Genomic DNA, 24,531 nt, shown 5'->3' with positions numbered 1-24,531 from the left:
GATGGCCAAGTACCTGCTGCTCAAGCACTACCGTGGCGCCCCGGAGCCCGTGAACAACGTTCCGATGGACCAGTGGACGCCGGACGAGATCTCGGCGCACATGCAGTTCATGGCGGACTTCGCGGGTCGGCTCGAGAAGTCGGGCGAGTTCGTCGACGGTCAGGCGCTCGCACCCGAGGGAACGTTCGTCCGCTACGACGGCGAGGGGCGCCCGCCGGTGACCGACGGCCCGTTCGCCGAGACCAAGGACCTCATCGCCGGCTGGTTCATCATCGACGTCGACACCTACGAGCGGGCCGTGGAGCTGGCCGGGGAGCTGTCGGCCGCGCCCGGCAAGGGCGGTGAGCCGCTCCACGAGTGGCTCGAGTTGCGCCCGCTGCTGTCGCTGCCGTCGAACACGGGCGAATGAACGAAGCACTGATCCGGGGCCTCACCCCGGGCGTGCTCGGAGTCCTCGTCCGCCGCGGAGCTGACTTCGCGGCGGCCGAGGACGCCGTGCAGGAGGCGCTGATCGAAGCGGTCCGGGTGTGGCCGGAGCGGACGCCGGCGGACCCCAAGGGCTGGTTGGTCACGGTCGCGTGGCGCAAGTTCCTCGACGCCGCCCGGTCGGAGACCGCCCGCCGACGCCGGGAAGAGGCGGACGAGCCGCCACCGGGGCCGGTTCCGCAGACCGACGACACGCTCCAGCTCTACTTCCTGTGCGCGCACCCGTCGCTGAGCCCGTCGTCGGCGGTGGCGCTCACGCTGCGTGCGGTCGGCGGCCTGACGACCCGCCAGATCGCCCGGGCCTACCTGGTGCCCGAGGCGACGATGGCGCAACGCATCAGCCGGGCCAAGCGCACGGTGTCCGACGTGCGGCTCGATCAGCCCGGTGACGTCGCCACCGTGCTTCGTGTCCTGTACCTGGTCTTCAACGAGGGCTACTCGGGCGACGTGGACCTGGCCGCCGAGGCGATCCGGCTCACCCGGCAGCTCGCGGCCGTGATCGACCATCCCGAGGTGACCGGCCTGCTCGCGCTGATGCTGCTCCACCACGCCCGCCGCGCGTCCCGGACCGCGCCCGACGGCAGCCTGGTGCCGCTCGCCGCGCAGGACCGTGGCCGGTGGGACACCTCGGCGATCGCCGAGGGCGTCGGGATCCTGCAGGCCGCGCTGGCCCGCGACCGCCTGGGCGAGTTCCAGGCGCAGGCCGCGATCGCGGCCCTCCACGCCGACGCGCGAACCGCCGCGGAGACCGACTGGGTGCAGATCGTCGAGTGGTACGACGAGCTCCTGCGATTCACCGACAGCGCGGTCGTGCGGCTCAACCGTGCGGTCGCGGTCGGCGAGGCCGACGGGGCCCGCGCCGGCTTGGCGGCGCTCGCCGCGCTCGACGAGTCGCTGCCCCGGTACGCCGCGGTGTCGGCCTACCTCCACGAGCGCGACGGCGACCCGGCGAAAGCGGCCGAGCTCTACGTCGAGGCCGCACGCAAGGCCTCCGACCTGGCCGAACGCGACTATCTGACGCGCCAGGCCGCCCGGCTCAGGACCGAATACCCACGATGAGGTCGATCTCCACGGTGGCCCCGACCGCGAGCCCGGTGGAGCCCACGCAGGTGCGGGCCGGCAGCGGGCCGGAGAACCAGCTGACGTACTCGGCGTTGAAACGGTCGTAGTCGGTGAAGTCGGTGAGGTACACGCGCACCATCAGCGCGTCGTCGAGCACCGCACCGAACTGCGCGAGCACCGCGGCGAGGTTCCGGAACACCTGCTTGGTCTGCACGACGACGTCACCGGGCACGAGCTGGCCGGTCGCCGGGTCGGTGGGCATCTGACCGGTGACGTAGAGCGTGTCGCCCCACCGAACGGCGTGCGAGAACGGCCCGACGCCGGGCGGCACACCGGTGGACGGATCGAACGTGTAAGCAGTGCGCTCCGGCATGGGAGGACTCTAGTTCACCAGTTGCCGCATCGTTTCGACCGGCAGGGCCGGGTTGGAGGCGGCGGCGCGGGCCAGTTCGGGGTCGTCGAGCAGAGCCACGATCTGCTTCGGTGGAAGCCGCGGCGAGGCCGCGATCGCCTGCCGCACGCCCGGGTCCGGGTCGTACCGCAACGTGTCGACGATGCCGGGTTCGGCGTCCGGATCGAACGCGACGAGCACACGCAGCGCCGGATCGGGATCGCGCCAGTACCGGGCCAGCCCGGCGCCGGGGAAGCCCGGTTTGCGGGGCAGGGTCTCCCGTCCGCAGCCCGTGTACTCCAGATAACTGCCCAGCAACAGTCGCGGCGGAGCGTCCGCCGAGTGCAAGGCGAGCAGGATCCGGACGCCGGGGTCGCCATCGGCGGCCAGCACCGGCACCAGGGTGGGCGGCAGTTCCGGTGAGCGCGCCGCGCGGCGCCGCAGCAGCACGTTCGACGAGCGGGCCCACTGCGTCACCTCGTCGGGCGTCCAGGCCGGATCGACCCGCCAGGACCCGGAGTGCTCGCAGTCCGGCCCGAAGTCACCCTCGCCGGGAACGTGACGCAGATCGACGCCGATCGCGGCGCGCTGTTCCTCGGTGAGCGTCGGATGCACCGAAATCGCGTTACGGACGACGGGGTGCGGATCGATGAGCAACTGCGCGACCTGCCCGTCGGTGAGGTCGTCGCGGTGAGCGATCGCGCCCCGGACCTCCGGCGCGGGATGGCCGATCAGCGCCGAGACCGCATCCGCGGGTACGTGCGGGTTGGTGGCCAGAACCGTGAGGTCGTTCGGGTCGCTCCAGGCCAGCACGTGGTCGACGACCGCGCGGGTGAGCGGGCGGCCCAGCTGCATCCAACGCCCGAACCCGGGTTCGGCGACGAGCTCGTCGAGTTCGGTGGCGCGTTCCACGCGGTCCTCGAACGCCTGCCGGACGGCTCGCGCGGGGTCGTTGTGCAGCGCGGTGCGATCGGCCGGGGAGAGCTGCTGCTCGAAGAAGACCGCGGCGGCCCGGACGTTCGGGTTCGAATGACGTGCCGCCGGCGCCACCAGCCGCCGGTCGTCGGCCAGCGCGAGGCAGAGCTCCTGGCGCGCCTCCCGCGGGTTGAGCAGACCGCCGGCCGCGACCCGGTCGAAGCCCTCGAGGTACCGGCCGACCGCCTCGGCCGGTAACGGCTTCCGCCGATCGTGACGCACGCGCGCGATCACCAGCGGATCCGGGTCGTCGACCATACGGACGCGGATGCGCAGGTCGACGTCGAGGTTGCCGGCCAGGCCCCCACGCACCTCGGGCTCGGGGTGACGCAACATCACGTCGACAACGGGCGCCGGTAGCGGCCGGGACGTGAGTTCGCTGCCCAGATCCTTACCGTGCCGGTCGATCAGCCGGATGAGGACGTCAGCCGGAGCCGCACGATTAAGGGCAAGTCCTTCGAGGACAGCTGTCGGCACGGGCGCCATCCTGCCGCAACCGTCCAAACAGTCGCGGATCGGGTTAGGGCGGACTCTGCGTGACCATCCACGCACATTGCGCGCGGTCGTGCACCTAGAACGGGATGAAGTCCTCGAAGCGCGGTTCCGAGGGCACGTCGGGTAGGCGCAGCGCTCGGCAGCGGGGCACCTGCTCGGCAGCGGGGTCGTCGTCGAGGTGTCGGAAGGTGCCGTCGGCGAACGCATCGGGAATCGGCGTCCACCCGAGGTTGCGCTCGTAGTAGCGCACCGCGGACCGGACGCTCGGCGCCCAATCGTCGTCCAGGATCACCAGGCCACCGGGCCGGACGATTTTGCGGAGGTAGTAGAGGTCGACGAACACCTCGTGGAAGCGGTGGCTGCCGTCGACGAAGGCCGCATCCAGCGTGGTGCCGAGCAGTTGGGGGAGCGCTACCGAGGACGGGGACTCGACGAGCTCGAACGCGGCACCGGCCTCGGACAGCAGTTCCCGGCCGATGTCGTCGAAGGCCTGCCGCTGGAACGGATCGATGATCACGTGGCGGGAACCGGCCACGTCGGCCAGCGCTTCGGCGACGGCTAGGGCCGAACTCCCGAAAGCCAGACCGATTTCGACGACGGAGCGCGCGCCCTCGCGGACCAGTAGGTCACGGACGAGGTCGCAGTCACGGGCCGGGAGAGCCACGGTCTCGAAATCGTGCGCGACGGTTCGCGGTGGGCCCTCGGCGGCCACTCGGCGACGAACCTCTCCGATGCGGTTCACCGCGCGACCACGCGGGGGTGGTTCCGCCAGGCGGGCATGGTGGCCAGGTACGCCAACGTCTCGGCTTCGATTTGTTCGCGTGGGGCGGTCGGGTTGCGGCGGGCCTGCCAGGCGGTCATGCGCTCGAAGCGTTCGTCGAACGGCTGGAGGGCGCCGCTGGCGTCGGTGCAGTGTTCGCAGTACTGGCCGCTCTCGATCGGCATTCCGCAGCTTTCGCAGTTCATGATTTCTCCTTGGACGTGAGCAGGGCGTGCATCCCGGTCAGCAGGGCCTCGCGGGCGTCGGCGGGCATGGCGTCGAGCGCCGTGGCCAGGCGGGTGGTGTCCAGTACTTCTCGGTCGCGGGCCAGGCGGTCGTGGCCCCGCGGCGTCAGCCAGACGAGGGTCCGGCGCCGGTCGGCCGGGTCGCGTTCGCGCTGCAGCAGGCCGTTGCGTTCCAACTGGCTGACGATGTCGCTGACCACCGACTGGGCTCGGTCGAGGTGGAGCGCGGCCTCACCCACGGTGAGCGGGCCGGTGCGTGCGAGGTGGTTCAGCACCGCTCGGGACGCCCCCGAGAGCTCGGATCGCTTCTCGTCACGGCGGTGAAAGGTGAGGTAGACGGCCTGGAACAGCTCCTCGAACCGAACTGCGGTTTCGTGCACGCGCTTACGATCGGTCAGCGCCAATCCATCGTCAATCCCGATGGATTCAGGTCAGCTCGTCGGCGAGCAGATCCATGAGGAGACCGTCGTGCCACGTGCCGTCGGGCCCCCGCTCGTAGCGGCGCATGATGCCGACCGGCCGGAAACCGACCTTGGCGTAACAGCGGATCGCGGCCTCGTTGTCCGCGGCCGGGTCGATGACCAAGCGGTGGTGCCCGCGCGCGATCAGGTGCGCGGCGAGCGTGCGGACCGCGTCGGTGCCCAGGCCGCGGCCGTGCACCGCGGGGTCGAGGTAGATGTCGATGCCGGCGTGGCGGTAGTCCGGATCGTCCTCTTCCGACCACTGGATGGCGCCGACGACCCGGTCCTCGTACTCGATGACGTAAAGGTGCAGGTCGTCGTCGGTGAGATCGTCGGGCTCACCGCCCCACCGCGCGAAGACCTCGGGTTCGGCGCGGATCTCGCCCAGTCGCGGAAGGTCGGCTTCGGTCGCCTCGCGCAGGCGAACATGGTTGCCCTGCATGACCCCGACGCTACCGATTGTTTCCCGGGGAACGGTGAACGGGTACCGCACACCGCATGCCGGATCAGGTACGTGGGTGTCGGCTCCCGCGGTGGTGGCTGGTGGCGCTCTACCTCGCCCTCGCCGTGGGCGGTATCGCCGCGCTCGTGTACCGGCAGGACTGGTCCACGCTGGTGTACACGGCCGTGTGGACGATCGGGTTACTCCTGATCTGGGCCTGGAGAGAGGTCGTCGTGAACGCGGACGGCATCCGGCTCTCGTGGTTCGAACAGCGCCGGCTCAAGCTCCCTGCTCGCCTCGTCCCCTGGGATCAGGTCGAGAGCGTCGAGAAGTTCGACCACTCACGCACTCACGTGCACATCCGCCTCGTCGACGGACGGACCGTGCCACTGCTCGGGCTTCCCGGCGAGCGCTCGGAGGCCGTGGCCGTGCTCGGCACCAAACCGGTGAGGGCTCGCCGCGTGGCGTCGATCAAGAACGACCGAACGCCGACGGAGCGGCAGGTTGACGCCGAGCTGCGGCAGCGGGCCGCGGCCTTGGCCGCGGAGCGGGACGAGCTGAAACGGATCAGCGAAGGTATCCCGCGAGTTCCTCGACAATTGCGTCGAAGCGAGTGAGCACGATCGACAGGTGACCTTCGGCCGGGTCGAGGTGCGCGGTGGCGCCGGGCACGTGCGCGGCGAGCCACTGGCCGTGGGCGAAGGGAACCATGCGGTCGTGGCCGCCCTGCCAGATCGAGACCGGGATCTTGATGGTGGCGAGGTCGAAGCCCCACTCCTTGACGAACGCCAGGTCGTCGTCGCGCCACCCGCTGATGCCGGTGGACACGGAGGCTCGGAACGACGCGGCGTTGTAGGCGGCGAAGTCGTCGGTGAGCGCGTTCCGGTCGACGGCGTCGACCAGGTCGCCCAGGGCGGTCGCGACCTCGTCGGCGGTGACCGTGGCCAGTTCGGCCGCGGCGGCCTCGAGGTACGGGGTCAGCTTCGCCTCGCCCTCGACGGCGGCACCGAATTCCTCGATGTTCTCCGCGCCCATGCCGCCGAGCCAGTCGATGCCGTCGGCACCGAACGGCGTGGGGCCGGCGATGACCGCGGCGGCCGCGCACCAGTTCGGGAGCAACGTCGCGCAGGCCAGCGCGTGCGGGCCGCCACCGGACCAGCCGGCGGTGACGAAACGGCTCGCGCCCAGGTGGTCGAGGAGAGCGACGATCTCCGGGACCACGTCGCCGACGGTCCGGCCGGGCTGAGGTGTGGAGTTCGCGTACCCCGGGCGGCTGTAGAGGACCAGACGCAGACCGTGGCGCGCGGCCGCGTCGGCCATCGGTTGGTAGAGCAACGCGGCCGACGGTGTGCCGGTGTGCATGACCAGGGGGACGCCATCGTCGGGACCCGCTACGAGGTACTCGAGTTTCCGGCCGTCGGGCCGTTCGATCTCCACATCCGCGAGGCTACGCGGGCATGATCGAGGCATGGGGAAGCAGTACGAACGTCTCACCGACCGTCTCCGCGCCTTCATCGAAGCCCAGCCGGTGTTCTTCGTGGCCACCGCGCCGCTGAGCGCCGACGGGCACGTCAACCTCTCGCCCAAGGGCCGGTCCGGTTCGCTGGCCGTGCTCGACGACCAGCGGCTGGCCTACCTGGACTTCGGTGGCAGCCACGCCGAGACCATCGCCCACCTGCGCGAGAACGGTCGCATCACGCTCATGTGGTGCGCGTTCGAGGGCCCACCGACCGTGCTGCGTGTCCACGGGCGCGGCGAGCCGGTCTTCCGCGACGACCCCCGCTTCGCCGAGCTCGTCGCGACGATGGCCGAGGCCGACGACGTCGGGGTCCGCGCGGTCATCCTGGTGACGGCCGAGCGGGTCAGCGACAGCTGTGGTTTCGCGGTGCCGTTCATGGACTACCGCGAAGAGCGGACGCTGCACGCCGAGTACTTCGGCCGTAAGGGGGAGGACGGGTTCGCGGCGTACTGCGAGAGCAAGGAGACGAACGTCGAGAGCATCGACGGCCTCCCGGCGGTGCCGATGCCGCTGCCTCAGCGGCCGGCGAGGTAGTCCGCCAGCTCGGTCGGGCGGCTCAGGGCCGGGGTGTGACCGCTGTCGATCACGTCCGGGGTGAGGCCGAGCCGCTCCTGCGCCACGCGGCTGATGAAGCCCACCGGCAGCAGACGGTCGTGCCGGCCGATCACGACCCTGGTGGGGACGTCGGGCCAAGCCTTCAGCGGCGACGGTTCCGCCAGGCGGGTCTCCGACTGCGAACGCCCCCGCTTCCGCGCCTCGGCGGCCAGCTGCGGGGGCACGTCGTGGTAGAAGAGGTCGTCGTAGCTCGCCTGCTCGTCGTAGCGCGTGTTGACCCAGAAGTCGGCCGGAGCCTCCTGGGGCGCCGGGATCATCGGCGCCACCAACACCAACGACTTCACGGCAACTTCCTGGCCGACGAGCGGAGCGACGAACCCTCCGAGCGACTGCCCGACGACGACCGGATCCGTTCGGTTCCCGATCGCCGCCACCACGGTGTCGGTGTACTCGGGGAGGCCGGCGGAATCGTCCTCGCAGGGAAGATCGGGCGCGACGGTGTCGTGACCGCGTGCCCGCAACTCGGCCTCCACGAGGTGCCAGTACCAGCCGACGTCACCAGCGCCGTGGATGAAGACGAAGGTAGCCATGATCCGGGTGTGCCCGTTGGGCGCGACTGTCCAACCCGGAGAGGCTTAGAGTGCCGGGGTGCCGATGTCGGTGGTCGACCGGGTGCCGGAGAACGCGGCCCTGGTGGTCCGGGCTCGACGCTGGCGGTACGCGGCGGTGGCCGGCGGCACTGCGTTGGTGATGCCGGGTGCGCTCTCCGTGCCCTTCGCGGCTTTGTTGATCGTCGCGCCCGACTCGCTGTCCGGGTACCTGGTGGTGCTGTTCGCCGTGCTGGCGGTGGTGCCGTTCGTCGCTGCCGTGGTGGCGACCGTGGAGGCCACGGCCCGGGCGGTGCGGGCCGGCCCGACGTTCGCGGCCGATGCGAGCGGCGTGTGGATCGGTCCTCTGCACCGGAAACGAGTGGCTCTCGCCCCGCCGCTGTTCGTGCCGTGGGAGTCGGTCGATCGGATATCCCCGGGGCGGCGGTTGTTCGGTCGGGTCGTGACCGTGCGGGTTCGCGCCGAGGGGGTGGAGTGGCTCAAAGCGGAGGCGTCCCAGCTGCTGTTCGGACCCGGCCTGTCGGTGGTGACCTCGTACGAGTTCGGGGTGAGCCAGGACGAGGCGCTCGAAGCCTTACGTGAATTAGCGGCCGGCCGCGCGACGATCGCTTGGCGCCGCTGAGTGTTGCAAACCGAACGTTCCGGTCGTTGTGCGGCCGATCGAGCGTTCCTGGCTTTCCGGTGAAGCTAGTGGCACAGCAGGAACACACACTTTCTTCTTGGAGGCTGGACGACATGAGCGGCTGCTACGACTACTCGTACGACTCGTGCAACGACTGGGACTACAACGAGTGCAAGCCGCGCCGTCGCCGCCACCACAAGAAGCGCTACAACGACTGCTGGGACTACAACCTCTGCAGCTGATCCTTTCCCGCTGAGGCCCGGAGCGCATGACGCGCTCCGGGTCTCTTCGCGTGCACGAAGCCTCGGACAGCCGGTCCGCAGAGCCATTCGTCGATCACGGCGATGTGCAGCTCGACGTTCGTCAGAATGGTCACCGGCGATTCAGTGGATTCTTCGTCGCGTGACCACAGTGTTGGCAACCGAACGTTCCCGCCGTCATCCGGCCGATCGAGCCGACCCCGAATCCACGCGAAGCTAATGGCACAGCAGGGGGAACACACACACTTTCTGGAGGCTGGACGACATGAGCGGCTGCTACGACTACGACTACAACCAGTGCAACGACTGGGACTACAACGAGTGCAAGCCGCGCCGTCGTCGCCACCACAAGAAGCGCTACAACGACTGCTGGGACTACAACCCCTGCAGCTGAACCACCTGAACAGCGAGACCCGGAGCGCACACCCCGCGCTCCGGGCCTCGTTGCGTCCGGGTCAGATCGTGAAGCCACCGTCGACGGAGATCGACGCCCCGGTCACGTACCGCGCCTCGTCGCTGGCCAGGAACGAGACCACGTTCGCGATCTCGCCTGCGTCGGCATAGCGCTCCAGAGCGGTGAACGCTCGGATGCCGTCGGCGTTGGGTCCGGCGGCCGGGTTCGCGTCCGTGTCCGTCGGACCCGGGTGCACCAGGTTGACCGTGATCTCGCGCGAGCCGAGCTCCCGCGCGAGCCCTTTGGTCATGCCGATCAGCGCCGTCTTGCTCATCGCGTAGAGCGTGAAACCGGGGAAAACCGTCCGCTCGGCGACGTTGCTGCCGATGTTCACGATCCGGCCGCCCGGTTTCAGGTGGCGCAGCGCCGCCCGCGAGGCCGCGTACGGCGCGTGGACGTTCACTGCCATCGTGTGGGCGAATTCCTCGTCGCCGAGCTCGCCGATCGGGCCCACGGTGAAGACACCCGCGTTGTTGACCACGATGTCCAGACGGCCGAACATCTCGGCCGTCCGATCCACCGCGCCCGTCACCTCGTCGGGATTCCGGCTGTCGGCCTCGATCGCGATCGCTCGGCGTCCGGTGTCCTTGATTTCGCAGGCCACCGCGTGGGCCTGGTCGTGGCCCCGCGCGTAGGTCACCGCCACGTCGGCCCCGCGCTCCGCGAGCCGGCGGGCGATCGCGGCGCCGATGCCACGAGACCCGCCGGTGACCAGCGCGACCTTGTTCGTCAACTCGTTCATGCGAACAGCCTGGCGAGCGACGCCGCCGGATGCTGGCGTCAAACGGACGTCGAGTTTCAGTCCGGGTGACGCCGCCGACGCCGCGCCGACGCGGTACGCCGCCGGTGCCGTGGCAGCGGTACCCGGCGACGATCCGTCCGGGCCCGGCCGGGCCGCCGGCTCGGCGCGGGAGCCGCCCACACGGCCAGCTCGCGAGCGCGTTGCGCAGCGAGCACAGCCGTCTGCCGACGCCAGCGCGAATCGAACAGTGGGAGCGATTGACCGACGCCACGAGCGCCGGAGAGGAGCGGGAGCACGGTGAAGGAACCCTTCGTCAGCGGATGGCGCGGCGCATCGCCGCTCCACGTCGCCGGCCGCGGGCGTTGCCTCGGATCAGCCGACGGTTGCTAGAAACGCCAGGGGTTCGTGCTCGTCATGTCATCCACAGTAGGCGCACTGGGCGCGGCGCGTCTCGGGGTTATTGCGGCCACTCGATGTCCGCTTAGGTCTTCAGGATGAGCGGGTGACCACACCGAAGAGCAGAGCCGGTTCCCGGATCGACCATCTCAACCTCGCCGTGCCCGACCTGGCCGCCGCGGTGGCGTTCTACGAGCCGGTGCTGGCCAGCGTCGGCATCAGCAAGATGCTGGAGATCCCGCCGAACGCGACGCCGAACCAGCCGACGGCCATGACCGGTTTCGGCCTCGCCGACGTGAAGCCGTACTTCTGGCTCATCGACGGCGGCACGGTCGGCACGAACATGCACCTTGCGTTCACCGTCGACACCCGCGACGACGTCGTCACGTTCCATGAAGCGGCGCTGGCGGCGGGCGCCTCGGAACTTCTCCCACCCGCCGTGCACGAGGAATACCACGCCGACTATTTCGGCGGGTTCGTGCTCGACCCGCACGGCATCAACCTCGAGGCGGTCTGTCACGAGCGCCCGTGATCCGCACACGACGAAGCCCGGAACGCTCGTCGCGCTCCGGGCTTCGTCGTCGGGTGGTTCAGCTGCAGGGGTTGTAGTCCCAGCAGTCGTTGTAGCGCTTCTTGTGGTGACGGCGACGGCGCGGCTTGCACTCGTTGTAGTCCCAGTTGTTGCCCTGGTTGTAGTCCCAGCCGTAGCAGTCGCTCATGTCGCCGTTCCTCCACGAATTCGGGTTGTTCCTGCGGTGCCAATAGATTGCCGCGAATCAACGTCGCGATCGATTGGCCCCCTGACGTCGTCACCGTTCGCGTGCGAACACTTCGCGGCTCACACCTTCTTGCGGTAGGCCCGCAGGGCCAGCGGCATGAACACCGCGACCAGGCCGACGCACCAGGCCAGCGTCCACCAGACGTGGTTGCCGACCGGCGTCCCCTCGAACAACGCACGCATCGAGTCGACCAGGTGCGTGATCGGGTTGACCTTCACGAAGCTCTGCATCCAGCCGGGCAGCGCCGAGACGCCGACGAACATGCTCGAGGCGAAGCTCAGCGGCAGCACGGCGAGGAACATGATTCCCTGCACCGCACCGCTGGTGCGGGCCACCATCCCGACGAATACCGACGCCCAGCTGAGCGACAGCGCGAAGAGCACAGCCAGCAGGCAGGCCGCGACCGCGGCGAGAGGGTTCGACTCGATCCGGAAACCCATGATGTAGCCGACGGTCAACGTCGACACCGCGACGATCACGTACCGCACGACGTCACCGAGAACGGCGCCGATCAGTGGCGCCGACCGCGGAATCGGCAGCGACCGGAACCGGTCGAACAGGCCCTTCTCCAGGTCGGTGTTGAGGTTGACGCCGATCGCTATCGCGCCGGTGGCGATGCTCTGGGCCAGGATGCCGGGCAGGAGGAAATGCAGATACTGCTCGGTGGAGCCGGAGACCGACTTGCCGAAGATGTAGACGAAGATGACGAGGAAGATCGCCGGCTGAATCGTCACGTCGATCAATGCTTCTGGTGTGTGCCAGGTCTTGATCAAACTGCGTTTTGTGAGCGCCAGCGAGTGTCGTACCAGGCGGAACGGTCGACGCGCGCGGGGCGCCGGCGCGGAGCGGGTGACGTCGGGGCTGGTGAGGGTCGTAGTCATGCCGCGGCCTCCGGGGTGTCGACGGCCGTGCGGCCGGTGAGGGTGAAGAACACTTCGTCGAGGCTCGGCAGGTGGAGCGAGAGCTCGGTGACGGGGATGCGCGCGGCGGCCAGGCGAGCGACGGCGGCGGTCATCGCCTCGTCGGACGCGACCGGGACGGCCAACACGCCCTTGCGGATCTGATCGGCGGGGGTGCCCGCGGAGATCTCGTTCAGGATCTCGGCGGCGGCCGGCAGATCGGCGGCGTTGGAGGGGCGGACTTCGAGCGTCGAGCCGCCGACCACGCGCTTCAACGCCTCGGGGGTGTCGTGCGCGATGACGACGCCGTGGTCGATCACGGTGATCTGGTCGGCGAGCGCCTCGGCCTCTTCCAGGTACTGGGTGGTGAGCAGGACGGTGGATCCGTCGCGGACGAGTGTGCGCACCACGTTCCACATGTCTTCGCGTTTGCTCGGGTCGAGCCCGGTCGTGGGCTCGTCGAGGAAGATCACGTCGGGGCGGCCGACGAGGCTCGCGGCCAGGTCGAGGCGGCGGCGCATACCGCCGGAGTAGGTCTTGGCGGCCCGGTTGGCGGCGTCGGTGAGGTCGAACCACTCGAGCAGCTCGGTGGCACGTCGGCGGGCACCGGCCTTACCGAGATCGAGCAGGACGCCGAACAGCTCCAGATTCTGACGCCCGGTCAGGTCCTCGTCGACCGAGGCGTACTGGCCGGTGAGGCCGATCGCCTCACGGACGCGCTCGGCGTCGCGGACGACGTCGAAGCCGGCGATGCGGGCCTGGCCGCCGTCGGGGCGGAGGAGCGTGGACAGGATGCGCACGGCAGTCGTCTTGCCGGCGCCGTTCGGCCCCAGAACACCGAGAATGGTGCCGCGTTCCACGGCGATGTCGACGCCTTGGAGGGCCTTCGTGGAGCCGAAATGCTTGACGAGGCCCTCGGCCTCGATCACCAGGTCGGTTGTCATGCTCAACACGTTGGTGGTCGGCGCTGAGACGGCGCTGTCCTGACGCTGTCAGCCCTGAGCGGTCGCTGTCATCAGGGCCCGAATTTTGACCACTCGCCCTCGGAGATCATGTCGACCGTGCCGCCGACGACCTGGATGGCGGTCTGCTCGTCGATGGCGTACGCCGGACCGCCGATGTCGGCGGCCCACCGCTCCGCGTCCGCGGGTGTGTTCGTGGGGAAAAGGTTCAAGTGCGGGAAGATCGAGAAGTCGACGAGCCCGAGCGCACGATCGTCCGGCGCGGAGGGCCACTCGACGAAGTACGACCCGATCCGGGGCGTCATCACCATGCTGCCCGCGCTCACGCCCACCCAGACCGTCTCCGGTAGCGAAGGCAACAGGTCGACGAGCGTGGACTCGCGCATCCAGTGGGCCAGATAGGTTGCGTCGCCGCCGTCGACCAGGAGCGCGTCGGCCTCCCGGACCCAGGACACCCACCGATCCGAGCCCATCGTGGGCAGTGCGGTGAGCTCGAGGACGCCGACCGACGCCCAGCCCAGATTGGACAGAGAAGGCTGATCGCGATCGGCGAGGAAACGTCGCACCGACGTCGGCCCGCACATCGGATGACCCCACTGAGCGGTGGGGATGCAGAGCGCGTGGCATTCCTCGATCGGCTTGCCGAGCAGGTGGAGCAGCGCCGAGTGGATGCTGGAGTTGGTGATTCCGCCCGACGTCAGCAGAAGCTTCATGGCGCGAAGCGTAGAGAGGCGGTACGACAAAAACCCGGAGCGCGGTGTGCGCTCCGGGCTTTGCTGTTCAGGTGGGTCAGCTGCAGGGGTTGTAGTCCCAGCAGTCGTTGTAGCGCTTCTTGTGGTGGCGACGACGGCGCGGCTTGCACTCGTTGTAGTCCCAGTCGTTGCACTGGTTGTAGTCGTAGTCGTAGCAGCCGCTCATGTCGTCCAGCCTCCAGAAAGTTTGTGTGTGTTCCCCCTGCTGTGCCATCAGCTTCGCGTGGATTCGGGGTCGGCTCGATCGGCTGGATGACGGCGGGAACGTTCGGTTGCCAACACTGTGGTCACGCGACGAAGAATCCGCTGAATCGCCGGTGACCACTCTGACGAACGTCGAGCTGCACATCGCCGTGATCGACGAATGGCTCTGCGGACCGGCTGTCCGAGGCTTCGTGCACGCGAAGAGGCCCGGAGCGCGTCGTGCACTCCGGGCCTCAGCGGTAAAAGATCAGCTGCAGGGGTTGTAGTCCCAGCAGTCGTTGTAGCGCTTCTTGTGGTGACGGCGACGGCGCGGCTTGCACTCCTCGTAGGAGTAGTCGTTGCACTCGTTGTAGTCGTAGCAGCCGCTCATGTCGTCCAGCCTCCAAGAAGAAAGTGTGTGTTCCTGCTGTGCCACTAGCTTCACCGGAAAGCCAGGAACGCTCGATCGGCCGCACAACGACCGGAACGTTCGGTTCCCAACACAGCCGCGCAATTGAGATGACTTCTCACCGCTCGAAGCGCGACTGTGTGGCCCATGGCCCACCAGCTGATCAACCCGCCCAGCCTCGCCCCGACTGCGCCCTACGCCTACGCCGCGCTCGCCGCGGCCGGGCAGCTGGTCTTCGCCGCCGGAGCATGCCCGCTCGACTCCGCCGGCCGCACCACGCCGGTTGGCGACCTGCTCGGCCAGTGCCGTCAAACCGTCGACAACCTTCGAACCGCTCTGCGAGCAGCCGGCGCCGACTTCACCGACGTCGTCAAAACCACCATCTACGTGGCGTCGAACCAGCGAGAAGACCTGAGCGCCGCCTGGAGCGCGATCACCACCTACTTCGATCCCCAGCCACCCAGCACCCTGCTGGGCGTCACCGTTCTCGGCTACCCCGACCAACTCGTCGAGATCGAAGCGATCGCCGTGCTACCGGCATGAAAAAACCCGGAACGCGATGAGCGTTCCGGGTTTCGAAAGTTGAAGATCAGCTGCAGGGGTTGTAGTCCCAGCAGTCGTTGTAGCGCTTCTTGTGGTGGCGACGACGACGCGGCTTGCACTCCTCGTAGGAGTAGTCGTTGCACTCGTTGTACGAGTAGTCGTAGCAGCCGCTCATGTCGTCCAGCCTCCAAGAAGAAAGTGTGTGTTCCTGCTGTGCCACTAGCTTCGCCGGGAAGCCAGGCATGCTCGATCGGCCGCACAACGACCGGAACGTTCGGTTCCCAACACTGCGGAGGCAGGCCGCTGAACGACTCCCCGACGCGCAGTACTAGGTTGTTGCGCCTGTAGCACTGGGTCGTCAATAGGGAGCAGAGCGTTGATCCAGAGTGGACGGACGGCCCACAGTCCAGCCGGTGTGTTTCTGCTCGTGCTCGTCGTCGTCATTGGCGGGTTTTGGCTGGTCGGATCGGCCGAAGAGCTTGCCGGCGCGGGGCCCGACAACGTTCCGGTGGAGGCGCTCTGGGCCGAGCGGGGTGCTGAGCTGGTGCCGGGGTGCACTGATGCTCGGGTGGCGGAGCATCCGTTCGCGCAGGACGTGACCGGGGACGGGGCGCTCGAGTACTTCGTGACGCTCCACTGCGGCGGCCTCGACGGGGCGGACAACGTGCTGGTCGTCGACTACTGGGACCCGGACAGCGCCGGATACCTCGGTGCGGTGACCACTGCGGTACCGGTGCATCTGCAGCGCGGTGGGTGTGTTCATCCGGACGGTCGGACGGTGACCGTGATCGGCCGGGTGCGTGCTGACGGCGACCCCGCTGATCGGCCCAGTCTCGTGGTGAAGCAGACGGCTACCTGGAACGGCACGGCGTTCACGTTCGGGGCCGCGGAACGGAGCGCGGCGGCGGCGCCCGGGTACGGGCCCACCCTGCCGGGCTGCGGCCGGGCTTGAGTGGGCCAATCCGGCCCAGGTACGGAGCCGTTCCGCTGCTGATGATCAGGGCATGAGTCAGCTCTATCTCGCGCAGCCCGAACAACAGCAGCAACTCGAATGGCTCAACGGTGGCACGCTCGGCCTGCTGCTCGACGGCAAGGCCAGCGACGGCCAACTGATGATCGGGCGCTTCGACGTCTCCGAGGGCGAAGCGCCGCCCTATCACCTGCACACGCGGGAGGACGAGGTCTTCCTGCTGCTCAAAGGCACGGCCCTGGTCTGGTACGACGATCAGGAGTACGAGCTCGCCGAGGGTGGGATCGTGTTCCTCCCGAAGAACGTCGCGCACTCGTACCGGATCACCTCGAAGAAGGCCGACCTGCTGATGATCAACACCCCGGCCGGGATCGAGGGGATGTTCCGGGAAGCCGGGCGTGATTTGTCGACACCGCGGCCGGAAGGGTTCGCGATCAAACCAGATCCCGCCGCGGCGGAGCGGTACGGCAGCGTCATCGTTGGACCCCCGCGCTGATCGCGCGTCGCGCTGATCGAGGCCTCAGCCGGCGGCCGTCGAGCACGAGCCGCCGAACGCCCCGGGGAAACCACCCCCGGTGGCGATCTCGGCGGCGACGCGCTCGAAGACGCGCCGGTCCTCCGGTGCGACACCCTCCAGCAGGTCGGGCAGGCGCGACGAGATGTCGGCGTAGAGCGCGTCGACGGTCTTCTGGCCCAGCGCCGTGGTGCTGAGCAGGACGGCCCGACGATCGTGCGCCGCGTTGTCCCGCTGCACCAGACCGCGCCGCTCGATGCGGTCGACGAGGCCGCTGAGGCCGGGCCGGGCCAGCCCGAGCAGACGCGAGAGTTCGGTCAGCCCCCGTGGCCGGTCCTTGAGCATGCACAGCAACTGGGCCTGCGCCGGGGTGAGGTCGTGGGCGGCGCAGATCTCGCTGTAACGACGGTGGATCAGCGCCGCGAGGCCCGCCAGCGCGACTCCGGCTCCTAGCTCGTGCATCCCCGAACTTTAGCTTGCGAAAGTTCGCGCCGCGAAATAGTTTGTTCGCGACGCGAAGTATCGACGCTGGAGGATCTCGTGGTCTTTGACACCCGGAACGGCACGCGTGGTGCCCGTCAGCCCCGCGGGCGCCTGTTGATCTGGGCGAACCGGATGATGATGCGGCGGATCCGGCGCGGAAAGGGTGGGATGCGCGGGGGTCAGGCGCTCGTCCTGAAGACGGTCGGCGCCAAGAGCGGGGCCGAGCGCGAGTCGCCGCTCGCCTGGTTCCCCGGCGAGGGTGACAGCTGGCTGATCTGCGCGTCCGCGGCCGGTGCGGCGAAGAATCCGGCCTGGTACTACAACCTGGCGGCACACCCCGATCGGGTCAGCATCGACGTCGACGGGCAGACGGTGCCGGTGACGGCCGAGCAGCTGCACGGAGCCGAGCGGGACGCGGCCTGGCAGAGCATTACGGCCAGCGCACCGGGATTCGCCGACTACCAGGTGAAGACGGATCGGGAGTTGCCGGTGATCCGGTTGACGCGCCGCGCGGAATGACCGGAGCGAGGCGCCCTTAAACGGATTTGCTGCTACGTCACAACCTGTTTGATGTCTTTGTCTTCGGGGGGACTCAGTGTCCGGGTCGCCGCGAACCACTGCGGCGGGAGACAAGGAAGGTAGTGCGCCGTGACCATCGCCGGCATCATTTCTGCGCTGCTCGTGGGTCTGATCATCGGGGCGCTCGGGCGTCTCGTCGTCCCCGGCAAGCAGAACATCCCGATCTGGCTCACGATCGTCATCGGCATCGTGGCTGCGCTGCTCGGAACGGCGCTCGCACGCGGGATCGGTGTCGCCGACACCCGTGGTTTCGACTGGATCGAGCTGATCTTCCAGGTCGTGCTGGCCGCGGTGGGCGTGAGCCTGACCGCCGGCTTCTACGGCCGTCGCGGGCACCGCGTTCACTGACGAACGCGTCGCGAACCACCCCTGGGTGGGTTGGCAGAAGGGCCGGCCGCAGAGATGCGGCCGGCCCTTCGTTTTGCGTAAATGGTTCATGCGACTGCACCCGGGAGAGGTCGAGGCCGCCGGTTGGCGGGGCGTCGCCGCGGCCGAGGTGGTGGCGCGGTTGCGTGCCGCCTCGCCCGGGGTCGACGGGCGGCCGCGGCTGATCGGGATCGACGGGCGGGGCGGTGCGGGCAAGACGACGCTCGCCGAGCGGTTGGCTGACGCGGCGGGCGGCTCCGCGATCGTGCACACCGACGACGTCGTCTGGAACCACGCCTGTTTCGACTGGGGCGGGCTGCTGCTCGAGCACGTCCTGAAACCGCTGCACCGGGGCGAGGCGGTGCACTTCCGTCCGGACGCCTGGTCCGTTCACGGCCGTCCCGGGGAGATCACGGTTCCGGCCGGGCTGGACTTCGTGTGGATCGAAGGCACCGGCATCGTGCGGAGCGAGCTCGCGCCGTGGCTCGACGCGTCGATCTACGTCCAGGGTGACCTCGACGAGCAGGAGCGGCTGCTGGTCGCCCGCGACGGCGACTCACCCGAGCACCGCGAGCACGTCGCACGCTGGCTCGACGAAGAGCTGCCGTTCCTGCGGCGCGAACAACCGTGGGCACGGGCGACGCTCGTCGTCGCCGGCCCGCCGGGCGCCGAACTTCTGGTTGCGCCGCCGACCGGCTGAAAAACCACTCCGGCCCGGAGCGCGATCGCGCTCCGGGCCGGTTCGACGGGCGGCTCAGCCGTGGTGGCTCCAGCCCCAGTTCTCGTCGCGGTGCTTGCGGTGATGGCGACGACGCCGACGGTGCTTGTTGTGGTCGTCGTGGTGGTCCCAGTGACCGTGGTCGTCCCGGTGGTGGCTCACGGTGTTCCTCCTGTTGTTGGTGTTGCTGCGTGCACCACAAGAGTCGCCTGGATCAACGTTCCGCTTGATCAGTGACCCAACGGTTGGAACGTTTCACTCCTAACACAGTGGACAGTGACCAATGCGATCAATGTTCGCATCGCGCAGCGAATGAACTCCGCCTCTGATCACCCGTCGTCGCAGGTGTGACATGGTTGAACAAGCAACAACAGCTACCGGTGACGACGGTCGCCGAGTGGCCACCGGGCACGTACCCGGAGAACCTGGCCGCGGCTCCTGACGGCAGTTGGCTCGTCACTTTTCTCAGCCACAACCGCATCGACCGCGTCCACCCGGACGGAACCATCACGGTCTTCGCGACCCTGCCGGCGATGCCCCGCGGGATCGCGGTCGTCCAGGACGACGCCTACGTCGTCGCCGGCAGCAACGGCCGGGACAACTGGCGGCTCTACCGCATCTCGCTGGCCCACACCGGCGCCGAGCTCGTCTGCGAGCTTCCGGACCTGCGACTGGGCAACGGCCTGGCCGCGAGCGGCCGACATCTCCTGGTCGTCGATTCCGCCGAGGGCACGGTCACGCGGATCAACCCGGAGAACGGTGCCTACGCGGTCTGGATCGAGGACGAGTTGCTCACGAGCCCGCACGACTCGCTTCCCGGCGTCAACGGCATCGTCGTCGAGCAGGACGACGTCTACCTCACCAACACCGCGCGCTCGCTGATCCTGCACACGCCGCTCGTCTTCCCGAACCTCTCGGTCGTCGCCGACCAGATCGTCGGGGACGACCTCGACCGGCACCCCGACGGCAGCTTCTACGTCGCCACGCTCTTCCACGACAGCGTCGTCCAGGTGCGCCCGGACGGGAGCCGGCGCGACGTCGTGCGGAACCTGGCGACCACCACGGCGGTGGCGATCGACCCGGCGAACTCCGACTTCGTCTGGGTGACGGCCGCCGGCACCGAAACCATCCCGGCCAGACTCGTCCGACTGCAGGTGAACAGCTGATGAGAGACGTGCTCGAGCGATACATCTACCGACCCGTCGACCTCGAGTACGAGGTGGCGTGCAAGACCTGGGCGCTGACCGCCGACCTCAAACCCGCCGCCGTGGCGTTCCCCCGCTCGGCCGCCGAGGCCGCCGTCGTGGTGCGGCTGGCCACGAGCGAAGGGCTTCGGGTGGCGCCGATCGGCACCGGCCACAACGCGTACCCGTTCGACGGCCAGGACCTCAGCGACACGGTGATCGTCCGCACCGACCACCTCAACTCCTACCAACTCGATCCCGAGGCCGGCATCGCCCGGGTCGGCGCCGGAGCGATCTGGGGGCCGCTCGTCGACATGATCGGCGAGCACGGGCTGGCCGCGCTGCACGGGTCGGCGCCGGGCACCGGGATCATCGGCCACACGCTCGGCGGCGGCATCGGGTGGTACAGCCGGGCGCTGGGCCTGGCCGCGAACTCGGTCAGGGCCGTCGAGCTGATCACCCCCGACGGCAGCCTGGTCCGCGCCGACGAAGACCACGAGGACGAGCTCTTCTGGGCCCTGCGTGGCGGCGGTGCTGGCAACTTCGGCCTGGTCACCGCCATCGAACTGCAGCTGCAGCCGATCCGCAGCGCCTACGCCGGAATGCTGGTGTGGGATCTGCGCGACGCCGAGCGGGTGCTCCCGGTGTGGGCGAACTGGGCCGAGGACGCGCCCGACCTCGTCACCACCGCGTACCGGCAGGTGCAGTACCCGCTGATCCCCCAGCTGCCGGAGCAGTTGCGTGGTCGCCGGCTGGTGATCGTCGACGGTGCGGTGCTCGGCAGCGACGAGGAAGCCACCCGCATGCTGATGCTGCTCCGGGCGCTCAAGCCGAAGTGGGACACGTTCGCCCGGGTACCCGCCCGGTCGCTCGCGCGGCTGCACCTCGAGTCGGAGGAACCGTCGTTCGGCGGCGTGCGCTCGGCCCTGCTGTGGGACCTGCCGCCGGAGGGCGTGGAGCGGCTGCTCGACGTCTCGATCGACGACTCGCTCGTCCTCACCACCGAACTACGTCAGCTCGGCGGTGCGCTGCGGCGTCCGGCGCCGTCCGGCGGTGTGCTCAACCGGATCGACGAGCAGTTCCTGCTGCTGGCCGGCGGGGTGAACGTCGGCGGCCAGGCCCACCGCACGATCGAGGCGATGAGGCCGTGGTCCAGCGACCGCAACTACCTCAACTTCACCCAGCAGCTGGTCGACCCCGCCACCGGATTCGATCCCGGCGCCTGGCAGTCGTTGCGGCGCATCCGCCGGAAGAAGGACCCGTTCGCGGTGTTCCGCGCCAACCACGAGATCCCGGTCATTTGACGAGTGACTCGACGTCCGACAGCGAAGCTGCCAACGCGTCGTACTGGTCGGCTTCCCACGCGCCCGGCGGGTGCTTGCCCAGGTCGTCCAAGGTCAACAGCAGTTGGGGACGCTCAACGGCGAGCCAGTTCCGCGCCTGCACCGCGTCGTCGAAGGTCATCGGGGTGACTCCCGCCCCGGGCGCCTCCACCACGCGGACGTCGCCGCTGATCACCGCCGCCGCGGCGGCCAGGCTCGCCCGGTAACAGCCGAGAAGGCGACCGCGTGCTTCCCGCCTCGAAGCCTCGGTCTCGCCCTCCATGCACACTTCGTAGGAGAACAGACAGATGAGGTCGTGGGCCCGGTACCGGCCGGGGCTGGGCTGGTCCAGCAGCCGGACGTCCATCAACTCGTCGGTGACCCGCTGAGCCTCCGCCATCGAGACGCCGCACACGCTCGCGGTCAGCTGCATCGAGCCCTCGTAGCCGCGGTGCACTCCGGCCAGCCGCACCGCCCGCTGGGCCGGCGGCGACAGCGCCTCGTACGACCAGCGCAACGTCGCGCGAACCCCCACGTCACCGCCTTCGAGAGCGGCCGGGCGGGACGCGCACGCGCGCATCTGGTCGGCCACCGTCCGGGGAGTGAGCGACAGATCGGTCAGCAGGCGCGCGGCGACGATGCTGAGCGCCAGCGGCAACCCCCCGCAGTAGCCGAGGATCTCGTCGACCGCCGACCGGTCGACCGGCGGACGGATCCGGCGCAGCAGCATGGCGCGCGCCTCGGCGTCGGACAGAACGTTCAACGCGACCGGGGTCGCACCCTGGGCCACGACCAGCCCGGTCAGCCGGCTCCGGCTGGTCACCACGGTCAGCGAACCGGGGCCGGGCGGCAGCAGCGGGCGGACGTGCTCCTCGTCGCGGGCGTTGTCGACGATCAGCAGCACCCGCCGGCGATCGAGCAGCGACCGGTAGAGCGCCACCCGTTCGTCCGCGCTCGCCGGCATCTCGTCGGCGGGAACACCGAGCGCGGTCAGCAGCGGCAACAGCGCCTCCCCGGCCGGGATCGGCCGCCCCTCCGGGCCGAAACCGCGCAGGTCGACGAAGAGCTCCCCGTCGGGGAACCGGTAGGCGTTGGCGCGCGCCCAGCGCACCGCGAGCGTCGTCTTGCCCACCCCGCCCATGCCGTGGATGACGACGATCGCCGCGTCCGGCCGGTCGGCGGCGAACGTGTCGATGTGCTCGATCTCGGCGGCGCGACCGGAGAACGTGGTCAGCTCGGCGGGCACCATCGCGGGGCGGACCGCCGGGGCCACCTGCATCGCCTGGTCGTCGGACCGGAGTATCTCGAGGTGGGCCTGGCGCAGGGCCGGACCGGGGCCGATGCCGAGCTCGTCGGCCAGCCGCTGCCGGAGAGCCCGGATCGTGCCGAGCGCCTCGGCGCGGTGGCCGGCCGCGGTGAGACAGCGGGTGAGCGCGGCGTGCAGCAGCTCGTTCAGCGGGTCGGCCGCGACCGTGGCACGCAGCACCCGGAGCAGTTCGTAGGAGGGCTCGGCGCCGGTGTACGCGGCGGCCACCTCGGCGGCCTGGATCGCCACCTGGGAGCGTTCGGCGTCGATGGCCCGGAACACCGTCGCCGCCTCCACCGACGTCTCGATGCCCGCGGCGGCCCGGCCGTCCCAGAGCGCGAGCGCCTCGGTGCGCAGCACGGTGGCCCGTAAGGGATGCGTGGTTTCCCTCGCGCGCCGAACGAGTGCCCGAAAGTGCAGGAGATCGCACTCGTTCTCGGTGAGAACGAGCCGGTACGCGTTGCCGGTACGCAGCAGCCACTGCCCGCTCGCCCGATGCGGGAGCTCCGGTTCCAGCAGGCGGCGGATCCGTCCGACCGACCGCTGGATGACGTTCATCGCGCTCGCCGGCGGGGCGTCCCCCCACAATGCATCGATCAAAGTGCCTACCGAGATGGGGTGTCCGGCGCGAGCGAGCAGCAGAGCGAGCACGGCCTGCTCCTGGCCCGGCCCGACGGTGAGCTCCTCGCCGTTGCGGAAAACACGGACGGGACCGAGAACGGTGAAGTACACCGTTGGTCTCGTCTCGGCCGGCACGTTGCTCAGCGTAACGATTTCGCGTTCGTCGGCCGACCGGATCCCCAGATCGCCGTGTCAGTTCTGTGTCAGTTAGAACGCAGTAAGCCTTTCTAGCGTCGGGCACATGCCCCAGATCGATTCATTACACTCCGTACACGCGGGCAGCCTGATGCGCTATCTGCTCAAGCTCAACCGGGGCGATCGGCAGACCGCGGAGGACATGCTGCAGGAGACGATGCTGCGTGCGTGGCAGCACGCCGACAGCTTGCCGGAGCAGGAGAGCAACCAGCGGCGGTGGCTGTTCGCGGTGGCCCGCCGGCTGTTCATCGACACGGTCAGGGCCCGGCAGATCCGGCCGGTGGAGACGGCGATCGTCGACTTCGAACACATCGCCCGGGTCGAGGACACGACCGAGGCGGCACTCGTCAACGACGCGATGCGCGACGCCTTCGGGCGGTTGAGCGACGCGCACCGCAACGTGCTGGTGGATCTGCACATGCGTGGGATCCCGGCCGAGGAGGTCGCGCAGCGGTTGGACGTGCCGGTGGGCACCGTGAAGTCCCGGGCGCACTACGCGTTGCGTGCCCTGCGTAACGGCATGGCCGCGACCGACTAGCGCTTGCGGGCCAGGAACACCCACTCGAGGCCGGGGCGGTCGGGGGCGTTCCGGACCTCGAGCAGGTCGTAACCGTGGGTGCGCAGCGACGACTCGATCTCGCGGCGGGTGCGGAAACGCAGCGTCGAGTGCGAGGTCAGGACGGCCCGATCGGGGAACACCCAGGTCGTGCGGAACGTGAGCAGCGGCCCGGCCAGGTCCACCACCTCGGTCCACGTCCGCACCGGGCCGACGCCCTCGACGTCGACGGTGCGGTCGGTCAGCTCCGCGGTCCACAGCTCCCAGGCCCGGTGCGCCGGGTCGCGGGTCTCGAACACCAGGTGCCCGCCCGGCCGGAGCACCCGACGCACGCCGGTGAGCGTCCGGTTCCACTTGTTCGGATCGACGATGGCCTGGGCCACGTTGCCGGTCATCGTCGCCAGGTCGAAGCCGCTGTCGTGGACGTCCTGGATGTCGCCGCGGATCCAGTTGACGAGCTCCCCGGAGGGGCGGTCCCGCGCGTACCGGATCGAGCCCGGCGCCGGGTCGACACCGGTGACGCCCAGACCGGCTGCGGCGAGCCGGGTCGCGAAGACACCGGTGCCGCAGCCAACGTCGAGGATCCGCGTCGTGCCCAGCTCCGCGACGAGCCGCTCGTAGGCGTCCAGATCGTGCCGTTCGCCTTCCAGGGCGTCGTAGACGCCGACCAGCCGAGGGTGATCGAAGATCGGATCCGGCATCGCTCAACGGTGTCAC

36 protein-coding genes and 2 pseudogenes are annotated in these 24,531 nt (G+C 69.3%); 17 read left to right on the top strand and 21 right to left on the bottom strand.

Annotation, left to right across the window (positions count from 1 at the left end):
* The first annotated feature begins 1 nt into the window (after position 1).
* Positions 2-409 carry a YciI family protein gene (locus ABD437_RS12575; RefSeq protein ID WP_344648954.1) on the top strand — a complete coding sequence of 136 codons (408 nt, stop codon included), beginning with the start codon at positions 2-4 and terminating at the stop codon, positions 407-409.
* Positions 406-1,545 carry an RNA polymerase sigma factor gene (locus ABD437_RS12570; RefSeq protein WP_344648953.1) on the top strand — a complete coding sequence of 380 codons (1,140 nt, stop codon included), beginning with the start codon at positions 406-408 and terminating at the stop codon, positions 1,543-1,545. Before ABD437_RS12575 ends, ABD437_RS12570 begins: the two co-directional genes overlap by 4 nt.
* Here ABD437_RS12570 and ABD437_RS12565 read toward each other — a convergent pair.
* The 6 genes from ABD437_RS12565 to ABD437_RS12540 all read right to left on the bottom strand — a co-directional run bounded on the left by ABD437_RS12565 (position 1,523) and on the right by ABD437_RS12540 (position 5,317).
* Positions 1,523-1,921, bottom strand: a complete 399-nt coding sequence (locus ABD437_RS12565; protein ID WP_344648952.1) for a RidA family protein — start codon at positions 1,919-1,921, stop codon at positions 1,523-1,525. The genes ABD437_RS12570 and ABD437_RS12565 overlap by 23 nt on opposite strands.
* A gap of 9 nt (positions 1,922-1,930) precedes the next feature.
* Positions 1,931-3,391, bottom strand: a complete 1,461-nt coding sequence (locus ABD437_RS12560; protein ID WP_344648951.1) for a hypothetical protein — start codon at positions 3,389-3,391, stop codon at positions 1,931-1,933.
* 94 nt (positions 3,392-3,485) lie between these two features.
* Positions 3,486-4,151 (bottom strand): class I SAM-dependent methyltransferase, encoded by a 666-nt coding sequence (locus ABD437_RS12555; RefSeq protein WP_344648950.1) that lies wholly within the window; start codon positions 4,149-4,151, stop codon positions 3,486-3,488.
* The gene (locus ABD437_RS12550; RefSeq protein WP_344648949.1) at positions 4,148-4,375 is read right to left on the bottom strand and encodes a zinc ribbon domain-containing protein; all 228 of its coding nucleotides are present in this window, start codon (positions 4,373-4,375) and stop codon (positions 4,148-4,150) included. The genes ABD437_RS12555 and ABD437_RS12550 overlap by 4 nt, the downstream gene beginning before the upstream one ends.
* Positions 4,372-4,794, bottom strand: coding sequence for a MarR family winged helix-turn-helix transcriptional regulator (locus tag ABD437_RS12545; protein WP_344648948.1), 423 nt, complete (start codon positions 4,792-4,794; stop codon positions 4,372-4,374). Before ABD437_RS12545 ends, ABD437_RS12550 begins: the two co-directional genes overlap by 4 nt.
* Before the next feature lie 46 nt (positions 4,795-4,840).
* Positions 4,841-5,317, bottom strand: a complete 477-nt coding sequence (locus ABD437_RS12540; RefSeq protein ID WP_344648947.1) for a GNAT family N-acetyltransferase — start codon at positions 5,315-5,317, stop codon at positions 4,841-4,843.
* Between the two features lie 56 nt (positions 5,318-5,373).
* Between ABD437_RS12540 and ABD437_RS12535 the strand changes: the two genes are divergently transcribed.
* A complete protein-coding gene (locus tag ABD437_RS12535) occupies positions 5,374-5,934 on the top strand; it encodes a PH domain-containing protein (protein WP_344648946.1) in 561 nt (186 codons plus the stop codon).
* On the opposite strand, the gene ABD437_RS12530 is transcribed toward ABD437_RS12535, so the two are convergent.
* On the bottom strand, positions 5,885-6,754 hold the full coding sequence (locus tag ABD437_RS12530; RefSeq protein WP_344648945.1) for an alpha/beta fold hydrolase: 870 nt from the start codon (positions 6,752-6,754) through the stop codon (positions 5,885-5,887). The genes ABD437_RS12535 and ABD437_RS12530 overlap by 50 nt on opposite strands.
* Positions 6,755-6,785: 31 nt before the next feature.
* Between ABD437_RS12530 and ABD437_RS12525 the strand changes: the two genes are divergently transcribed.
* Entirely contained in the window at positions 6,786-7,370 is a 585-nt protein-coding gene (locus ABD437_RS12525) for a pyridoxamine 5'-phosphate oxidase family protein (RefSeq protein WP_344648944.1), read from the top strand.
* Here the strand turns inward: ABD437_RS12525 and ABD437_RS12520 are convergent.
* Entirely contained in the window at positions 7,352-7,981 is a 630-nt protein-coding gene (locus ABD437_RS12520) for an alpha/beta fold hydrolase (RefSeq protein ID WP_344648943.1), read from the bottom strand. The genes ABD437_RS12525 and ABD437_RS12520 overlap by 19 nt on opposite strands.
* A 58-nt stretch (positions 7,982-8,039) precedes the next feature.
* Between ABD437_RS12520 and ABD437_RS12515 the strand changes: the two genes are divergently transcribed.
* The 3 genes from ABD437_RS12515 (at position 8,040) to ABD437_RS12505 (ending at position 9,275) form a co-directional block, all read left to right on the top strand.
* Positions 8,040-8,621 carry a hypothetical protein gene (locus tag ABD437_RS12515; RefSeq protein ID WP_344648942.1) on the top strand — a complete coding sequence of 194 codons (582 nt, stop codon included), beginning with the start codon at positions 8,040-8,042 and terminating at the stop codon, positions 8,619-8,621.
* A gap of 113 nt (positions 8,622-8,734) precedes the next feature.
* Positions 8,735-8,863, top strand: a complete 129-nt coding sequence (locus tag ABD437_RS12510; RefSeq protein ID WP_344648941.1) for a hypothetical protein — start codon at positions 8,735-8,737, stop codon at positions 8,861-8,863.
* A gap of 283 nt (positions 8,864-9,146) precedes the next feature.
* Positions 9,147-9,275 (top strand): hypothetical protein, encoded by a 129-nt coding sequence (locus ABD437_RS12505; RefSeq protein WP_281174598.1) that lies wholly within the window; start codon positions 9,147-9,149, stop codon positions 9,273-9,275.
* A gap of 61 nt (positions 9,276-9,336) precedes the next feature.
* Here ABD437_RS12505 and ABD437_RS12500 read toward each other — a convergent pair whose 3' ends face one another.
* Positions 9,337-10,077 (bottom strand): SDR family NAD(P)-dependent oxidoreductase, encoded by a 741-nt coding sequence (locus ABD437_RS12500; protein ID WP_344648940.1) that lies wholly within the window; start codon positions 10,075-10,077, stop codon positions 9,337-9,339.
* 502 nt (positions 10,078-10,579) lie between these two features.
* Between ABD437_RS12500 and ABD437_RS12495 the strand changes: the two genes are divergently transcribed.
* Positions 10,580-11,005 (top strand): VOC family protein, encoded by a 426-nt coding sequence (locus ABD437_RS12495; RefSeq protein ID WP_344648939.1) that lies wholly within the window; start codon positions 10,580-10,582, stop codon positions 11,003-11,005.
* 58 nt (positions 11,006-11,063) lie between these two features.
* On the opposite strand, the gene ABD437_RS12490 is transcribed toward ABD437_RS12495, so the two are convergent.
* The 6 genes from ABD437_RS12490 to ABD437_RS12465 all read right to left on the bottom strand — a co-directional run bounded on the left by ABD437_RS12490 (position 11,064) and on the right by ABD437_RS12465 (position 14,439).
* Positions 11,064-11,192, bottom strand: a complete 129-nt coding sequence (locus ABD437_RS12490; protein ID WP_344648938.1) for a hypothetical protein — start codon at positions 11,190-11,192, stop codon at positions 11,064-11,066.
* Positions 11,193-11,311: 119 nt separating this feature from the next.
* On the bottom strand, positions 11,312-12,133 hold the full coding sequence (locus ABD437_RS12485; RefSeq protein WP_344648937.1) for an ABC transporter permease: 822 nt from the start codon (positions 12,131-12,133) through the stop codon (positions 11,312-11,314).
* On the bottom strand, positions 12,130-13,095 hold the full coding sequence (locus ABD437_RS12480; RefSeq protein ID WP_344648936.1) for an ATP-binding cassette domain-containing protein: 966 nt from the start codon (positions 13,093-13,095) through the stop codon (positions 12,130-12,132). The genes ABD437_RS12485 and ABD437_RS12480 overlap by 4 nt, the downstream gene beginning before the upstream one ends.
* Before the next feature lie 71 nt (positions 13,096-13,166).
* Positions 13,167-13,826, bottom strand: a complete 660-nt coding sequence (locus tag ABD437_RS12475; RefSeq protein ID WP_344648935.1) for a Type 1 glutamine amidotransferase-like domain-containing protein — start codon at positions 13,824-13,826, stop codon at positions 13,167-13,169.
* A 76-nt stretch (positions 13,827-13,902) separates the two neighbouring features.
* The gene (locus ABD437_RS12470; RefSeq protein ID WP_281174598.1) at positions 13,903-14,031 is read right to left on the bottom strand and encodes a hypothetical protein; all 129 of its coding nucleotides are present in this window, start codon (positions 14,029-14,031) and stop codon (positions 13,903-13,905) included.
* Positions 14,032-14,316: 285 nt separating this feature from the next.
* Entirely contained in the window at positions 14,317-14,439 is a 123-nt protein-coding gene (locus tag ABD437_RS12465) for a hypothetical protein (RefSeq protein ID WP_344648934.1), read from the bottom strand.
* A 165-nt stretch (positions 14,440-14,604) separates the two neighbouring features.
* On the opposite strand from ABD437_RS12465, the gene ABD437_RS12460 reads away from it, so the two are divergent.
* Positions 14,605-15,000 (top strand): RidA family protein, encoded by a 396-nt coding sequence (locus ABD437_RS12460; RefSeq protein WP_344648933.1) that lies wholly within the window; start codon positions 14,605-14,607, stop codon positions 14,998-15,000.
* A gap of 46 nt (positions 15,001-15,046) precedes the next feature.
* On the opposite strand, the gene ABD437_RS12455 is transcribed toward ABD437_RS12460, so the two are convergent.
* Positions 15,047-15,175: a hypothetical protein gene (locus ABD437_RS12455; protein ID WP_281174599.1), complete on the bottom strand. Its 129-nt coding sequence runs from the start codon at positions 15,173-15,175 to the stop codon at positions 15,047-15,049.
* A gap of 240 nt (positions 15,176-15,415) precedes the next feature.
* Here ABD437_RS12455 and ABD437_RS12450 point away from each other — a divergent pair, with 240 nt between their 5' ends.
* Together ABD437_RS12450 and ABD437_RS12445 are read left to right on the top strand one after the other, a co-directional pair.
* Entirely contained in the window at positions 15,416-15,952 is a 537-nt protein-coding gene (locus ABD437_RS12450; RefSeq protein WP_344648932.1) for a hypothetical protein, read from the top strand.
* A gap of 52 nt (positions 15,953-16,004) precedes the next feature.
* Positions 16,005-16,466: a cupin domain-containing protein gene (locus tag ABD437_RS12445; RefSeq protein WP_344648931.1), complete on the top strand. Its 462-nt coding sequence runs from the start codon at positions 16,005-16,007 to the stop codon at positions 16,464-16,466.
* Positions 16,467-16,490: 24 nt separating this feature from the next.
* Here the strand turns inward: ABD437_RS12445 and ABD437_RS12440 are convergent, their stop codons facing one another.
* On the bottom strand, positions 16,491-16,946 hold the full coding sequence (locus ABD437_RS12440) for a MarR family winged helix-turn-helix transcriptional regulator (protein WP_344648930.1): 456 nt from the start codon (positions 16,944-16,946) through the stop codon (positions 16,491-16,493).
* 78 nt (positions 16,947-17,024) lie between these two features.
* Between ABD437_RS12440 and ABD437_RS12435 the strand changes: the two genes are divergently transcribed.
* The 3 genes from ABD437_RS12435 to ABD437_RS12425 all read left to right on the top strand — a co-directional run bounded on the left by ABD437_RS12435 (position 17,025) and on the right by ABD437_RS12425 (position 18,612).
* Positions 17,025-17,486: a nitroreductase/quinone reductase family protein gene (locus ABD437_RS12435; RefSeq protein ID WP_344648929.1), complete on the top strand. Its 462-nt coding sequence runs from the start codon at positions 17,025-17,027 to the stop codon at positions 17,484-17,486.
* Between the two features lie 129 nt (positions 17,487-17,615).
* Entirely contained in the window at positions 17,616-17,894 is a 279-nt protein-coding gene (locus ABD437_RS12430; protein ID WP_344648928.1) for a GlsB/YeaQ/YmgE family stress response membrane protein, read from the top strand.
* An 88-nt stretch (positions 17,895-17,982) separates the two neighbouring features.
* The gene (locus ABD437_RS12425) at positions 17,983-18,612 is read left to right on the top strand and encodes a uridine kinase family protein (protein ID WP_344648927.1); all 630 of its coding nucleotides are present in this window, start codon (positions 17,983-17,985) and stop codon (positions 18,610-18,612) included.
* Positions 18,613-18,666: 54 nt separating this feature from the next.
* Here ABD437_RS12425 and ABD437_RS12420 read toward each other — a convergent pair whose 3' ends face one another.
* A complete protein-coding gene (locus tag ABD437_RS12420; RefSeq protein WP_344648926.1) occupies positions 18,667-18,792 on the bottom strand; it encodes a hypothetical protein in 126 nt (41 codons plus the stop codon).
* A 194-nt stretch (positions 18,793-18,986) separates the two neighbouring features.
* On the opposite strand from ABD437_RS12420, the gene ABD437_RS12415 reads away from it, so the two are divergent.
* Positions 18,987-19,796, top strand: coding sequence for an SMP-30/gluconolactonase/LRE family protein (locus ABD437_RS12415; protein WP_344648925.1), 810 nt, complete (start codon positions 18,987-18,989; stop codon positions 19,794-19,796).
* The gene (locus ABD437_RS12410; protein ID WP_344648924.1) at positions 19,796-21,118 is read left to right on the top strand and encodes an FAD-binding oxidoreductase; all 1,323 of its coding nucleotides are present in this window, start codon (positions 19,796-19,798) and stop codon (positions 21,116-21,118) included. The genes ABD437_RS12415 and ABD437_RS12410 overlap by 1 nt, the downstream gene beginning before the upstream one ends.
* Here ABD437_RS12410 and ABD437_RS12405 read toward each other — a convergent pair.
* Together ABD437_RS12405 and ABD437_RS43010 are read right to left on the bottom strand one after the other, a co-directional pair.
* Positions 21,111-22,859, bottom strand: a pseudogene (locus tag ABD437_RS12405) (BTAD domain-containing putative transcriptional regulator); the annotation flags it as partial. The gene ABD437_RS12410 and the pseudogene ABD437_RS12405 overlap by 8 nt on opposite strands.
* Before the next feature lie 99 nt (positions 22,860-22,958).
* Positions 22,959-23,174, bottom strand: a pseudogene (locus tag ABD437_RS43010) (AfsR/SARP family transcriptional regulator); the annotation flags it as partial.
* Positions 23,175-23,304: 130 nt separating this feature from the next.
* On the opposite strand from ABD437_RS43010, the gene ABD437_RS12400 reads away from it, so the two are divergent.
* Positions 23,305-23,796 (top strand): sigma-70 family RNA polymerase sigma factor, encoded by a 492-nt coding sequence (locus ABD437_RS12400; protein ID WP_344648922.1) that lies wholly within the window; start codon positions 23,305-23,307, stop codon positions 23,794-23,796.
* Here the strand turns inward: ABD437_RS12400 and ABD437_RS12395 are convergent.
* Entirely contained in the window at positions 23,793-24,515 is a 723-nt protein-coding gene (locus ABD437_RS12395) for a class I SAM-dependent methyltransferase (RefSeq protein ID WP_344648921.1), read from the bottom strand. The two genes, ABD437_RS12400 and ABD437_RS12395, sit on opposite strands and share 4 nt — an antisense overlap.
* Positions 24,516-24,531 lie beyond the last annotated feature (16 nt).

Origin of the sequence: Cryptosporangium japonicum, from assembly GCF_039524755.1 — a bacterium.
Taxonomy (GTDB): Bacteria; Actinomycetota; Actinomycetes; order Mycobacteriales; family Cryptosporangiaceae; genus Cryptosporangium; species Cryptosporangium japonicum.
Note: the sequence above shows the minus strand (reverse complement) of the source record. Positions and strands in the feature narration are given on the sequence as shown.